Genomic DNA, 13,643 nt, shown 5'->3' with positions numbered 1-13,643 from the left:
CGGTGAACCCTTCCGCCGCGACGCCATGAAAAAACCCGTCGCCGTCGCAGGCATCAACGCCAACGACATGAAACCGCAAGCCGAGGCGTAACAGCGTGAAGCCTCTGCGCACTATCCTCGGAGCTGCCAGCAGTTCCGACAAAATCATCGCCCTTGCCGAGGGCGATGATCCACGTGTAGTCGAGGGCGCTTTGAAAGCACGCGCCGAAGGGGTTGCCCGGATCATTCTTGTAGGCGACCGAGCGAACGTCAGCGCCTTGCTGTCAGCGCGAAACGGATCGGATGTCGAGGGAATCGAAATTCACGACCCCGAAGACTCGGCACATACCGATGCCTTTGCCACCGCGCTTTATGAACTGCGCAAACATAAAGGGATGACCCTTGAAAAGGCGCAGCAGCAAATTCGGCAACGCCTGAATTATGCCGCCATGCTGGTGCATGAGGGGCTGGCCGACGGCACGGTCGGTGGCGCGGTTGAAACCACGTCCGACACGGTTCGTGCCGCGCTTCAGATCATCGGCAAGGCCCCTGATGCCAAGATGGTTTCCAGTTTCTTCCTGATGCTCTACTGTCAGGATCATCACGCTGTCCGTGGCGCGCATATCTTTGCCGATTGCGGACTTGTCGTGGACCCCAATGAACAGGAACTGGCCGAAATCGCCCGCGCTTCCGCCGCCTCTTACAGCGCTCTGACGCATGAAACCCCGCGGGTCGCTATGCTGTCGTTTTCGACCGGCGGCAGTGCCAGCCACCCCAAAGTCTCGAAGGTTGTCGAGGCCACCCAGATTGCCAAGGCCGCCGATCCCAATCTTCTGATCGACGGCGAACTGCAGTTCGATGCGGCCTTCGTACCAGACGTTGCGGCCAAAAAAGCCAAAGGTTCACCCCTAAAAGGTGAAGCAAATGTCTTTGTCTTTCCCAATCTGGATGCAGGCAATCTTGGGTACAAGATCGCCCAGCGCATCGGAGGTGCCGAAGCCATCGGGCCGATCCTGCAGGGGCTTGCCAAACCGGCGAACGATCTGTCGCGCGGATGCTCGGCCGAAGATGTTCTTCACATGATTGCAGTGACGGCCGTACAGGCCCAACACTCGGAAGCACAGGACGAATCCGGATAACTCCAAGTAGCAAAAAAGGATTCGATCCAACCGGAAAGCTGGAAAGATCGAACCAACAGCCAAAGGGACGTACATGAACCAGCCAAAAATCGACACATCGCCCAAGGTCTCGGATGAGGTCCGAAAAACCACCTGCTACATGTGCGCCTGTCGATGCGGCATAAATGTACATATGAAAGACGGCAAGGTTGCCTATATCGAGGGCAACCGCGACCACCCGGTCAACAAAGGCGTGCTTTGCGCTAAAGGAAGCGCCGGGATCATGCAGGTCAACGCACCCTCGCGCTTGCGCAAGCCGCTGCGCCGTGTCGGTCCGCGCGGCTCGGGCGAGTTTCGCGAAATCGAATGGGATGAGGCGATCAGCACCGCAGTCGGCTGGCTGAACGAACTGCACGAGACCGCCCCGCAAAAACTGGCGTTCTTCACCGGGCGCGACCAGAGCCAGAGCTTCACCAGTTTCTGGGCGCAAAACTTCGGCACACCGAACTACGCAGCCCATGGCGGGTTCTGTTCCGTCAACATGGCGGCGGGTGGCATCTACACCATGGGGGGCGCGTTCTGGGAGTTCGGTCAGCCCGACTGGGATCACACTAAGCTGTTCATGCTGTTCGGAGTGGCCGAGGACCATGACAGCAACCCGATCAAGATGGGCATCGGAAAGATCAAGGCACGCGGCGCACGGGTGATCGGGGTCAACCCGATCCGTTCCGGCTATAACGCGGTCGCTGACGACTGGGTTGGAATCACGCCGGGCACGGATGGTCTGTTCATCCTGTCACTGATCCATGTGCTGATGAAAGCGGGCAAGATCGATCTGGATTACCTCAGCCGCCATACGAATGCTCCGGTGTTGGTGAACGCGACGGAAGGCCCCGAAAAGGGTCTGTTCCTGCGCGACGCGGATGGCAAACCGCTGGTTATTGATCGCAACACTGGCGAACCGACCGCTTTTGACGTACCCGGCGTGCGCCCCGACCTGTCCGCCACTTACGAAAAAGACGGCGTCACCCACCGACCAGTCTTTCACCTGATGGCCGAGAAATACCTGTCGGATGACCACGCGCCCGAGGCCGTGGCGGATCGCTGCGGCATCCCTGCCAGTCGCATCCGCGCCATCGCGGCCGAAATTGCCCGCGTGGCCTTTGACGAGGCCATCGAATTGGACCACGAATGGACCGATTTCCGTGGTGAAACGCACAGCAAGATGATCGGCCGCCCGGTCAGCTTCCACGCGATGCGCGGGATCTCGGCGCACGCCAACGGCTTTCAGACGTGTCGGGCCCTGCACACCCTGCAAATTCTGCTGGGCACGGTCGAGGTTCCCGGCGGGTTCCGCTTCAAACCCCCCTACCCCAAACCGATCGAAGCCCATCCCAGCCCGCACGGAGACCGCCGCCCCGGACGCCCGCTTGAAGGCCCGCACCTGGGATTTGTGCGTGGCCCCGAAGACCTGTTGATCGACGATTGCGGCACAGCTCAGCGCATCGACAAGGCGTTCACTTGGGAAAACCCTATGTCGGCTCACGGGTTGATGCATATGGTGATCTCGAATGCGGCAGCGGGTGATCCCTACAAGATCGACACGTTGTTCATGTACATGGCAAACATGTCGTGGAATTCATCCATGAACACCAAGGGCGTGATGGAAATGCTGACCGCCCGTGACGACGACGGCAATTACATCATCCCGAATATCATCTATTCCGATGCCTATTCTTCGGAAATGGTGGCCTATGCCGATTTGGTCCTGCCCGACACCACCTATCTGGAACGGCACGATTGCATCTCGCTGCTGGACCGCCCGATCTGCGAGGCCGACGCCGCCGCCGACGCAATTCGCTGGCCGGTGGTAGAACCCGACCGCGACGTACGCGGGTTTCAGTCGGTCCTTATCCAACTGGCAAACCGCATGAGTCTGCCGGGGTTCACCAACGAAGACGGCACGCCCAAGTGGAAGGATTACGCGGATTATATCGTCAATCATCAGCGCAAGCCTGGTATTGGCCCCCTGGCCGGGTTCCGGGGCGAAAACGGCGACAAGGAAGGTCGCGGCGAGGTTAATCCGGACCAGTTGAACCGCTACATCGAAAATGGCGGCTTCTACGTCGCGCATATTCCCGAAGGGGCCGATTATTACAAACCCTGGAACGCGGCCTATCAGGATTGGGCCGTGGGCATGGGCATCTATGACAGCCCACAGCCCTACCTGTTCCAGCTCTATTCAGAGCCGATGCGCAGATTCCAGCTGGCCGCCGAAGGGCACGGAGATCGCCAACCGCCCGAACACCTGCGTCAGCGGATCAAGGATACGATGGACCCGCTGCCGATCTGGTACGAAACCGACCAGCAAGGCAACGAAGGCTTCACGATCAATGCCCTAACCCAACGCCCGATGGCGATGTATCACAGCTGGGGCACCCAGAACGCGTGGCTGCGTCAGCTGCACGGGCGCAACCCTCTCTATGTACCCACCAAGCTGATGCGTGAGCATGGGCTGCAGGACGGAGATTGGGCCAAGGTCAGCTCTCCGCACGGTGAAATCACGGTACCCGTCATGGAAATGGCCGCGCTGAATGAAAACACCGTCTGGACCTGGAACGCCATTGGCAAACGCAAGGGCGCCTGGGCCTTGCAGGATGATGCGCCTGAAGCCACCAAGGGGTTTCTGCTCAACCACCTGATCCACGAACTGCTGCCTGCAAAAGGTGACGGTATGCGATGGGCCAATTCCGATCCAATAACGGGTCAAGCCGCTTGGTTCGACCTGAAGGTCAAACTCGAAAAGGCGGATCCTCCGTCAGACGCTGAAAGCCAGCCGGAATTCAAACCCATCAAGTCACCGGTCGGAACCGGCCCGAAAGATCTGGCGTGGAAGGTGGGCAAATGATCAGAATCCGCACTTCATCTAGCCCAAAATACCCCGGGGGTGAATTGAGCCTCAGACTCAAGAGGGGCCTGGTCCCCTCTCCCGTCCACCATAGCGGAGGTGCCCTGACATGACCCAGCTCCCCCAATCAACCGAGCGCAAGATGGGTCTGGTCATCGACCTGGATACCTGTGTCGGCTGCCACGCCTGCGTGATCTCGTGCAAGGGCTGGAATACCGAAAACTATGGCGCGCCCCTATCGGATCAGGATGCCTATGGCGCGAACCCATCCGGCACGTTCCTCAACCGGGTGCATTCCTACGAAGTGCAGCCCACTCCGACTGACGCCCAACCCATCCCCGCAGCCCAACTGGTCCACTTCCCCAAATCCTGCCTGCATTGCGAGGACGCACCTTGTGTCACCGTCTGCCCCACCGGGGCCAGCTACAAACGGGTCGAGGATGGCATCGTTCTGGTCAATGAAAGCGACTGTATCGGCTGCGGCCTGTGCGCGTGGTCCTGCCCCTATGGTGCGCGTGAACTGGACATGGCCGAGGGCGTGATGAAGAAATGCACCCTCTGCGTGGACCGCATCTACAACGAAAACCTGCCCGAGGTGGACCGCATCCCCTCCTGCGTTCGTACCTGCCCCGCCGGAGCCCGCCATTTCGGCGATCTGGGCGATCCCGACAGCGATGTAAGCAAATTGGTGGCCGAACGCGACGGCATGGACCTGATGCCGGAAATGGGCACCAAACCCGTCAACAAATACCTGCCACCGCGACCCAAGGATCGGATCGAAGACCAGATCGACATTCTGGCCCCGCTTCTGGCCCCAGTTGCCGAAGAACCAAAAGGGTTCCTTGGCTGGCTCGACAAAACTCTGGAGAAGCTCTGATGCATCCGGCCCCTTCAGTCATCATCTTCACCACGCTGTCTGGTCTGGGCTTTGGCCTGCTGTTCTTTCTGGGCCTCGGAGCGCCGGACGTTACAGGCTGGACCGCCTTTTTCTTCTATCTCATCGCTTATGGGCTGTCCGTTGGTGGGTTGATGGCCTCGACCTTTCACCTAGGGCACCCGGAACGCGCGATGAAAGCGTTCACTCAATGGCGGTCCAGTTGGCTCAGCCGTGAGGGTTGGTGTGCCGTGACCGCTCTGATCGTCATGGGGCTTTATGCCATCGGCGCGGTCTTTTTCGGCCAGCACTGGGGCGTTCTGGGCGTTATCGGTGCCGCGTTGTCTCTGGCGACCGTGTTCACCACGTCAATGATCTACACGCAACTCAAGACTATTCCGCGTTGGAACATGAAGCTGACCCCTGCTCTGTTTGTCAGCCTGAGCCTTGCGGGTGGTTCGCTACTGGCGGGCCAAGTGATGGTCGTGCCGCTTTTGCTCATCGCGGCCACCATACAAGCATTGTATTGGTGGCAGGGCGACAAAGCTTTCGAACGGTCCGGAACAAACCTTGGCACTGCCACCGGCCTGGGGCCGCGCGGCGCGGTGCGCGCGTTCGAGCCACCGCATACCGGCACCAATTACCTGCTGAAGGAATTCGTGCATGTCGTCGGCCGCAAACATGCCGACAAGCTTCGGGTGATCTCGTTTACGCTGGCCTTCTTTCTACCCGTCATTTTGATCTTCCTGCCCTTCAACCATTTCTTCGCCTTGCTGGCGGTGCTGTCCCATGTGGCAGGCGTGGCAATCTCGCGCTGGCTGTTTTTTGCACAGGCGGAACACGTGGTCGGGCTGTACTACGGTAAACGATAAAGAAAAGGCGGCCTCGGAATAACCGAAGACGCCTTTTTCAATTCTGCTTCTTCGATTCAGATCAGTCCCGCGTGGGTCATCGCCGCATCAATGGCGGCTTTGGTGCTGTCTTCCAGCGTGGTCAGGGGCGACCGCACCTCTTCACGGCACAGGCCTAGCTTGCTGAGTGCGTATTTCGCCCCAACCAGACCGGGCTCGATAAAGATCGCTTCGTGCAACGGCATCAAGCGGTCCTGATACGCCAGCGCTTTGGCATAATCACCGTCCAGGGTGGCTTGTTGGAATTCCGCGCACAGCTTCGGCGCAACGTTTGCCGTGACCGAAATACAGCCCACGCCGCCATGCGCGTTGAAGCCCAGAGCTGTCGCGTCTTCACCCGACAACTGACAAAAGTCCGCGCCACAGCTGGCTCGCTGCTGGCTGACGCGCGCCAGATCACCGGTGGCGTCCTTGACACCGACTATGCGCGGCAGCCGGGCCAGTTCACCCATCGTCTCAGGCGTCATGTCGATCACCGACCGGCCCGGGATGTTGTAGATGATGATCGGAACATTCGCCCCGTCATGCAGCGCCCGGAAATGAGCCAACAGCCCCCTTTGGGTCGGCTTGTTGTAATAGGGCGTGACGACCAACGCAGCGGCCGCACCGACTTTCTCGGCGAATCGCACAAAGCGGATCGCCTCTACGGTGTTGTTGGACCCTGCACCGGCTATAACCGGAACGCGCCCGGCTGCGGCTTTGACCACCACTTCGATAACGGTCTCATGTTCTTCGTGGCTCAGCGTCGGGCTTTCACCGGTAGTACCGACAGGAACCAGCCCGGTCGAACCTTCCTGAATATGCCATTCCACCAAACGTTTGAGCGTATCCAGGTCCAACTCGCCGTTGCTGAACGGGGTGACGAGGGCTGGCATAGAGCCTTTGAACATGACACGCTCCTTAGAGTGTAGGTTGTGTTTTTTGCGCCTGGAGTCATCACAATCGTAGCGATGTCAGTTGATCCCGGCGGCGCAAGGTTTATCCTGAATGGCTCTATCCTTGGTTTGTTGGGAAATGCAAGGCATGACACGCGTTCTGGCGCTATTGATAGCGGTGATTTTTGGGTCAATCGGGCAAGCGCAAGCCGATGCGGCGGGCGATTTGCGGGCTGGTATAAATGAAATGCGCAAGGGCGACTGGAATGCGGCCCTGCGTGTGTCGGGCAATCGGGGGTCGGTCAGCCGCGATATCATCGTCTGGCATTGGCTGCGCGAAGGATTCGGTAGCTCGGGTGATGTGCTGGTGTTCCTTGACCGCCGCCCGGACTGGCCAGGGCTGGCATGGCTGCGCCGAAAAAGCGAACCGGCCTTTACGGGCGCCGATCCTGACCGGGTTCTGAAATTCTATGCCGATGTGCCACCGCAAACCGCCGAAGGTGCGTTGAACTATGCCGTGGCACTGAAAGCCAAAGGCCGTCAAGGCGATGCCGAGGCCGATATTGTTACCGCATGGCGCACAATGCCGATGGGGTCGGGCCTGCAAAAGGACTACCTTGAGAATTTCGGCAAACTGCTGAAACCCCATCACGAGGCCCGGCTGGACCGGATGCTTTGGGACAATCACCTTGTCAGCGCAGGGCAGATGCTGCCGCTGGTTAGCGCGGACCAGCGCAAGCTAGCCGAGGCGCGCATCGCACTTCAAAAACGGCAGCCGGGCGTGGATACCAAGGTTGCCGCCGTGCCGAAGTCTTTGGTCGATTCACCCGGTCTGGCATTCGATCGGTTCGTCTGGCGCGACAAGAAAGAGTTGGACGACAGCGCGATCGATCTGATGCTCGCTCGTTCCACCGGGCCTGACGCGTTGGGTGAGCCCGACAAATGGTCCGAAGGCCGCCGCCGTCTGGCGCGGCTCGAAATGCGCAATGGTGACGTGAACAAGGCCTATCAGATCGCCGCCACACACCACATGACCCCGGAAATGGGTTATGCTTACGCGGATCTTGAATGGCTGGCCGGCTTCCTTGCCCTGCGCAAGCTGAATGATCCCGCCACGGCGGTACGGCATTTCCAGAACTTTTCGGGCGCAGTGCAGTCCCCTATCTCGAAAGGGCGCGGCGGCTATTGGCTGGGCCGGGCCTATGCTGCACAGGGCGATGCCGACAAAGCTTATGAGGCCTACGCCACGGGCGCGGATTATCAAACTTCGTTCTACGGCCTGCTAGCGGCCGAGCAGATCGGGCGCCCCTTCGACACGGAATTGGCCAACCCCCGCAGGGCGCCGCATTGGAAACAGGCCGATTTTGCCGATTCCAGCGTGCTGGAGGCCGGATTGCTGTTGCTGCGCGCCGGAGAAGACAATCTGTCCGAGCGTTTTCTGACCCATCTGGTCGAAGAACTGGATCAGGTTCAAGCCACGCAGCTGGGCGATCTGGTGATCGAACTGAAGGAACCCCACCTCGCCGTCATGATTGCCAAACGCGCTGCAAAAACCGGTGTGGTTCTGCCCGCTGCCTATTACCCGGTGCACCCGGTGGCCGATATGGGCCTGCCAATGGCGAAAGAGATGACACTGGCCATCGCCCGCCGCGAGAGCGAGTTTGACCCGGTGGTGGTCAGCGGTGCAGGGGCACGCGGATTGATGCAGGTGATGCCTGCGACGGCGCAGTTGGTCGCAAAAGAACTGGGCATTCTCAGCGGGCACAAGACGGTGAAGCTTACCTCGGACTGGCAATACAATGCCAAGCTGGGTGCGAATTACTTGTCGGGTCTGGCGGCGGATTTCAATGGAAACGTGGTGATGATGGCGGCGGGCTATAACGCCGGTCCGCGTCGGCCAATCTCGTGGATGGATCGCTATGGCGACCCGCGCGCGGGTGAGATCGACGTGGTCGACTGGATCGAAACCATCCCCTTCAGCGAGACCCGCAACTACGTGATGCGAGTGGCGGAAAGCCTGCCGGTCTATCGCGCCCGTCTGGGCCAGCCCGCCCTGCCAGTCCCGTTCTCGCAGGAGCTGACAGGATCAACTCTGGCGTCGTTCGCGCCATAGGGTGAACAGCCCGGCGGCCACAACCAAAGCTGCGCCTGTGACCACCTCAGGGCGCAGCGACTCGCCAAAGATCGAAATACCCAGAATCGCACTCCAGACCAGATGGAAATAGGCAAAGGGCTGCACCGCACTGGCCTCAGCCATTTCATAGCATTTGATCAGCAGCCAATGGCCCGTCACGCCGCTGACACACAGCAGCGCCATCCACAGCCAGTCGCTTTGCGCCATGGGTTCCCAGAACCACATCCCCACCAGCGTCATGGCCACGGCCCCGACGATCCCGGTCCAGAAGAAACTGGTGGCCGCGCTGTCCTTGCGGGCAACATAGCGGGTCAGCAATCCATACACCGCAAACATCAGTGCCGAAATCAGCGGGATAACGGCCCAGGGGTTAAACACGCCCACGCCCGGCTGCAGAATGATCAGCACCCCGATGCACCCGACACCGATCGCCGCCCAGCGCCGCCATCCGACTTTTTCCCCCAGCACCGGGCCGCTAAGCGCCGCAACCAGCAGCGGATAACAGATAAAGACGGCCATACTGTCAATCAGGCCAAGCACTGTGAAACCAAAAACCGCCACGCAAATCTCACCCGCCAACAAAACGCCACGAAGGCTTTGCAACCCTAACTGGCTGGTCCGGGCCGCTGCCCTTAGCCCACCAGGGGCGCGTGCGGCCAGTGCGACGACAAAGGCAGCAAAGAACCAATACCGGATCATGACGACCATGTAGGTGTTGTAGGTCCCGGCCAAGTGCCGCGAGATCCCGTCCTGCAGGGCAAACACGATGGTCGCCCCGATCATCAGCGCGATTCCGGCGCGGGCGTTGTTCTGCTGCGTCATTCCCGGATCGCCCGGGTCATGTGGCGTTTGCGGCCATAGCCGGGGGTTCGGGTGACGGTAAATCCGGCCTCGTCCAGCCCGCGACGCACAAATCCGGCGGCGGTATATGTGGCCGCCGTGCCCCCCGCCGCGGTGTGGTCAGCCACATGCTGCATCAGGTCCGCGCCCCACAATTCCGGGTTCTTGGCCGGAGAAAACCCGTCCAGAAACCAGGCATCGGCCTTGTTCGCCCATGCAGGCAATGTCTGGCGCGCATCGCCCTCGACAACTGCCAGTCGCAAAGACCCCAGATCGCATGTACCGCCCTGCCATCGGGCCAGAAACCTCTCGCTCCATGGGACAAGCTCAGGGAAGGCCGCCAGCGCACGGGACATGTCCTCTGGGGCCATCGGAAACGCCTCAAAACTGGTGAAGGTCAACGGCGTTGTCTGACCGGACTTCTCCCATTCTGCCCACACGGTCAGCATGTTCAGACCGGTGCCGAAACCCAGTTCGGCGATATGAAACCCCGGCGCGAACCGCGTGGGCAGATCATTGCCTGCGAGAAACACGTGCCGTGTCTCCTCCAACCCGTTTTGCAACGAGTAATACGGGTCATCGAATCGATCCGAGACCGGGATCTGATCCTCGGTCCATGTCAGTTCGGCACGCTGGTCTGCCATCGGGGAATCCTGTAGCTAAGCGGCGCGACACTGAACAAGGAAAAGGGGAATGGCAATGGTCGATGTGACGGTGCGCGGTGCGGGGATATTCGGCCTGTCCATCGCCTGGACCTGCGCCCGGCGCGGCGCAAAGGTGCAGGTCATCGATCCGTTCGGCCCCGGTGCAGGCTCAAGCGGCGGTCTGGTCGGTGCATTGGCCCCGCATGTGCCCGAGAACTGGAACGCCAAGAAAGCCTTTCAATTCGAAAGCCTGATCATGGCCGAACCGTTCTGGAAACAAGTCGAGACCACCGGCGGCGTGTCACCCGGATACGCGCGGCTAGGCCGGCTGCAGCCCATTGCCGACGCCCGCACACTTGAGCTGGCCCATGCCCGCGCAGGGACAGCGGCAGAGTTGTGGCAAGGCCGCGCCGAATGGCGCGTTGTTGAGACCCAAGCACTTGGTTCCTGGTGCCCACCCAGCCCGACCGGGTTCGTGATCCACGATTCGCTGAGCGCCCGAATGCATCCCCGCCGCGCCTGTGCCGCGCTAGTCTCGGCCCTGGCGGTCATGGGAGTTTCGGTACAGGCGGAGGCGCCGGATCACGGCCACGTCATCCACGCCACCGGGCTGGCCGGGTTGCAGGAACTGAGTCAGGCGTTCGGGAAAACCGTCGGCAATGGCGTCAAGGGACAGGCGGCGCTGCTGCGGTTCGACGCGGGCGAGGTTCCACAACTGTTTGCGGACGCGGTTCACATCGTTCCGCACGCGGATAGAACCTTGGCAATCGGATCGACCTCGGAACGTGACTATGACGACCCGACCAGCACCGACGCAGCGCTGGATGATGTTCTGGACCGCGCCACCCGCGCTGTCCCGGTTCTGCATGGTGCCGAGGTCATCGAACGCTGGGCTGGTGTCCGCCCCCGCAGCAAAAGCCGCGCGCCGATGCTGGGCGCACACCCGCTGCACACCGGGCAGTTCATCGCCAACGGAGGGTTCAAGATCGGCTTTGGCATGGCCCCGAAAGTGGCCGAGGTCATGGCCGATCTGGTTCTGGACGGGCGTGACGCGATCCCGGATGACTTCCGGCCAGAGGCGTCACTCTGACCGCGATACAACCTCGGCTGTCATGCATTGTCGCCCGTCTGGGCCGCGCACCCACAGGGCCGGACCGTTCCGGCACAGAGTCGCTGTTTCGAAATGCATCAGGGGCGAAGAGGCGCGGAACAAAAACTGTGCCATCGGCCCCATCAGGTCTTCTGCGTACAACATCAACAACTGCGCCAACAGAGGGCCGTGCACGACCAAACCAGCATAGCCCTCAACGTCACGAGCATAGTCAAGATCATAATGGATGCGATGGCCGTTGAAGGTCAGCGCCGAATAGCGGAACAGCAGGGTAGAATCGAAGGAAACCTCACGCCGGTCTGTTTCATCCGTTCGCGCCGTCGGAGGGGTGGGTTTGACGTCCTCGGCCAGTGGGTCCCGACGATAAACCAAATCCTGCCATTCGGTCAGGCAAAGGGCCTTGTCCTGCCAGAACGTGTGACGCAGGGTGACAAAGCCCAACGGCCCAGTGCGCCCGATCTTTGATGCAGAACTTTCCCGCTTGGATTGACGTTCCGCCTCGACGCCTGCAATCAGAGGTTTGTGAAACTGCAACCGCCCCCCGGCCCACATGCGGCGCGGCAGGCCCATGTCAGGGATCAGGTCACCGCCGACCCTTGGATGCCCGTCGCGACCCAGCTCAGCCGGAGGGCGTGGAGACCAGAAATACAAGTTGTGAAAGAACGGAGGCAGCGCCGTGCCATCCGTAATCGTCACATTCTGACCCAGCGTCGCCTGCAATGCTGCAGCACGCGCTGGGTCCATCACATCGGATTGGATTTCCTCTGCCATGGCGGCAGATTAGGCAGCCCGGCTACCGCGCACAAGCTTCAGTAGCCCGCCTCGGCCCGCAGCTTTTCCATCAGGGTGCGCAGGCTGTTTTCATAGCGTTCGCTGATCAACTTTCCCTGCTCGTCAAATTCGTTCGAACTGCTGGCCAGATGAATCTCGGGCCCTTGCAGGATGCGTGGCTGGAAAGGCACCATATAACCGCGCAGCACCATCTGCGCACGTTCTCCGCCCGCACGGCCTGCGGCGGCGGACATCACTGCGACCGGCTTGTCGGCCCAGGGGCGTCCTTCGGTCCGGCTGACCCAGTCCAACGCATTTTTTAGAACACCAGACGGCCCCTTGTTGTATTCCGGGGTGGAAATGATCACCGCATGCGCCTGCGCGATCTGATCTGACAAAATCTGCACCGCTTCGGGAATGCCTTCGCCGTCTTCAAGATCCCCATCATAGAGCGGCAAGTTCAGGTCGGCTTCGATATGGATGCCGGGGTTGAACAACCGCGCCGCCTCGCGCAGCAGTTTACGGTTGGTGGCGCTCTGGCGCAGCGAGCCCGAGAGGCTCAGAAGAATCGGTTCGGACATAGGGATCTCCGTCATGATGTTTCCCCATAGCTAGCCCAAAGTTTGCGCGCACCATAGACCTGGTGACGCGCAGTCAATGTGCAAAATAGGACACCCTTAGGTGCCCCCTGATTTTAGGTTCGACCGTTGGGGATAATTTCGATATCGACCCGGCGGTTCTGGGCCTTTCCCTCGGGTGTCAGGTTCGAGGCAGCGGGCCTGTTTTCGCCCAGCCCGATCGTTGAAATCCGGGCGCCGCTCACACCATTGGCCTGAAGGATATCTGCCACGGACCGGGCGCGGCGTTCGGAGAGCCCCTGATTGTAAGAGGCTTCGCCATCACTGTCAGTGTGGCCGATGACCTGTACGTTCGAGTTGGGATAGCGCACCAAATTCTGTCCCACACGCACCAGATCGGACCGCAACGCCGGGCGTACGGTCGAACTGTCGGTGTCAAAGGTGATATCGTTCGGCACGGTTACAATCAGGCGATCCCCGGCATTGACGATGGTAATCCCGTCATTCGCCAGTTGCTGACGCAGCTCGGCGGCTTGTTTATCCAGTTGGTTGCCAATCAGACCACCACCCGCTGCTCCGATGGCACCACCGGCCAACGCACCCAATAGCGGATCCGAGTCATTGGCAATCGCGCCGACACCAGCGCCTACCAGACCACCCAGAATCGCGCCTTGCCTGGTGTTCTGGTTGGGATCAGCGGGCAGGTTCAGCGTGCCGGGGTCCGTGCAGGCCCCCAGAAACAGAACCGAGCACAGCCCGGCGGACAAAACAAATTTGGAAATCGTCATGGATTCACCCTCTGCTCGTGCATCCGTTCAACGGACGCGTTTTGTTTGGCGCAGTATATCGCGTTGCATTTGCGCAGTCACAAGCAACAATCCGGTGAAGTCGGCAATTCCC

12 protein-coding genes are annotated in these 13,643 nt (G+C 60.4%); 6 read left to right on the top strand and 6 right to left on the bottom strand.

What is annotated here, in order from left to right; all coding sequences use genetic code 11:
* Positions 1–95 precede the first annotated feature (95 nt).
* From pta to ACR0IY_RS20035, 4 genes are all read left to right on the top strand, one after another.
* Entirely contained in the window at positions 96–1,118 is a 1,023-nt protein-coding gene (gene pta / locus ACR0IY_RS20050) for a phosphate acetyltransferase (protein WP_480676498.1), read from the top strand.
* 73 nt (positions 1,119–1,191) lie between these two features.
* Positions 1,192–4,005, top strand: a complete 2,814-nt coding sequence (locus ACR0IY_RS20045; protein WP_480676496.1) for a molybdopterin oxidoreductase family protein — start codon at positions 1,192–1,194, stop codon at positions 4,003–4,005.
* 109 nt (positions 4,006–4,114) lie between these two features.
* The gene (locus ACR0IY_RS20040) at positions 4,115–4,882 is read left to right on the top strand and encodes a 4Fe-4S dicluster domain-containing protein (RefSeq protein WP_480676494.1); all 768 of its coding nucleotides are present in this window, start codon (positions 4,115–4,117) and stop codon (positions 4,880–4,882) included.
* Positions 4,882–5,751, top strand: coding sequence for a dimethyl sulfoxide reductase anchor subunit family protein (locus ACR0IY_RS20035; RefSeq protein WP_480676492.1), 870 nt, complete (start codon positions 4,882–4,884; stop codon positions 5,749–5,751). Before ACR0IY_RS20040 ends, ACR0IY_RS20035 begins: the two co-directional genes overlap by 1 nt.
* A gap of 56 nt (positions 5,752–5,807) precedes the next feature.
* On the opposite strand, the gene dapA is transcribed toward ACR0IY_RS20035, so the two are convergent.
* Positions 5,808–6,680 carry a 4-hydroxy-tetrahydrodipicolinate synthase gene (dapA, locus tag ACR0IY_RS20030; RefSeq protein WP_480676490.1) on the bottom strand — a complete coding sequence of 291 codons (873 nt, stop codon included), beginning with the start codon at positions 6,678–6,680 and terminating at the stop codon, positions 5,808–5,810.
* A 133-nt stretch (positions 6,681–6,813) separates the two neighbouring features.
* Between dapA and ACR0IY_RS20025 the strand changes: the two genes are divergently transcribed.
* Positions 6,814–8,778 (top strand): lytic transglycosylase domain-containing protein, encoded by a 1,965-nt coding sequence (locus tag ACR0IY_RS20025; RefSeq protein WP_480676488.1) that lies wholly within the window; start codon positions 6,814–6,816, stop codon positions 8,776–8,778.
* Here the strand turns inward: ACR0IY_RS20025 and ACR0IY_RS20020 are convergent.
* Positions 8,752–9,621, bottom strand: coding sequence for a DMT family transporter (locus tag ACR0IY_RS20020; RefSeq protein ID WP_480676486.1), 870 nt, complete (start codon positions 9,619–9,621; stop codon positions 8,752–8,754). The two genes, ACR0IY_RS20025 and ACR0IY_RS20020, sit on opposite strands and share 27 nt — an antisense overlap.
* On the bottom strand, positions 9,618–10,283 hold the full coding sequence (gene mnmC2 / locus ACR0IY_RS20015) for a tRNA (5-methylaminomethyl-2-thiouridine)(34)-methyltransferase MnmC2 (RefSeq protein WP_480676484.1): 666 nt from the start codon (positions 10,281–10,283) through the stop codon (positions 9,618–9,620). The genes ACR0IY_RS20020 and mnmC2 overlap by 4 nt, the downstream gene beginning before the upstream one ends.
* Before the next feature lie 49 nt (positions 10,284–10,332).
* Between mnmC2 and ACR0IY_RS20010 the strand changes: the two genes are divergently transcribed.
* A complete protein-coding gene (locus tag ACR0IY_RS20010; RefSeq protein ID WP_480676482.1) occupies positions 10,333–11,373 on the top strand; it encodes an NAD(P)/FAD-dependent oxidoreductase in 1,041 nt (346 codons plus the stop codon).
* Here the strand turns inward: ACR0IY_RS20010 and ACR0IY_RS20005 are convergent.
* From ACR0IY_RS20005 to ACR0IY_RS19995, 3 genes are all read right to left on the bottom strand, one after another.
* On the bottom strand, positions 11,365–12,165 hold the full coding sequence (locus tag ACR0IY_RS20005; protein WP_480676480.1) for an HTD2 family dehydratase: 801 nt from the start codon (positions 12,163–12,165) through the stop codon (positions 11,365–11,367). The genes ACR0IY_RS20010 and ACR0IY_RS20005 overlap by 9 nt on opposite strands.
* A gap of 38 nt (positions 12,166–12,203) precedes the next feature.
* Positions 12,204–12,746, bottom strand: coding sequence for an NADPH-dependent FMN reductase (locus ACR0IY_RS20000; RefSeq protein WP_480676506.1), 543 nt, complete (start codon positions 12,744–12,746; stop codon positions 12,204–12,206).
* 113 nt (positions 12,747–12,859) lie between these two features.
* Positions 12,860–13,531 (bottom strand): YiaD family glycine zipper/OmpA-like lipoprotein, encoded by a 672-nt coding sequence (locus tag ACR0IY_RS19995; RefSeq protein ID WP_480676478.1) that lies wholly within the window; start codon positions 13,529–13,531, stop codon positions 12,860–12,862.
* Between the last annotated feature and the right edge of the window lie 112 nt (positions 13,532–13,643).

It is taken from the genome of Ruegeria sp. BC1 (assembly GCF_056539305.1).
This window is presented reverse-complemented; position numbering and strand designations above follow the sequence as displayed.